1 rRNA gene is annotated in these 477 nt (G+C 56.2%); it reads left to right on the top strand.

The features are described from left to right. Nucleotides 1-477: ribosomal RNA gene (locus P3H15_RS55100) — 23S ribosomal RNA — on the top strand; the annotation flags it as partial.

Raw genomic sequence — 477 nt, 5'->3', positions numbered from 1 at the left:
GCCGAAAATGTACCGGGGCTAAACATATTACCGAAGCTTTGGATTGATATTTTATCAATGGTAGGAGAGCGTTCTTAACCGCGATGAAGGTATACCGTGAGGAGTGCTGGAGCGTTAAGAAGTGAGAATGCCGGTATGAGTAGCGCAAGATAAGTGAGAATCTTATCCACCGTAAGACTAAGGTTTCCAGGGGAAGGCTCGTCCGCCCTGGGTTAGTCGGGACCTAAGGCGAGGCCGACGATCTCCGGTGCCGCGGTGAGCAGACCGATGTCTTCGTACAGCCGGGCCGTCTTGGGATGGTAGTTTCCGGTGCCGATGTGGCAGTAGCGGCGGATGGTGGACCCCTCGCGGCGGACGACGAGGCAGGTCTTGCAGTGGGTTTTGAGCCCGACCAGTCCGTACGCCACGTGTACGCCGGCTTTTTCGAGTTTGCGGGCCCATTTGATGTTCGCTTGCTCGTCGAATCGCGCCTTGATC

The organism is Rhodococcus sp. T2V (assembly GCF_029269925.1).
Classification (GTDB): domain Bacteria; phylum Actinomycetota; class Actinomycetes; order Mycobacteriales; family Mycobacteriaceae; genus Rhodococcus_F; species Rhodococcus_F koreensis.
The sequence above is the reverse complement of the archived record's forward strand: the minus strand, read 5'-3'. Positions and strand labels throughout refer to the sequence as shown.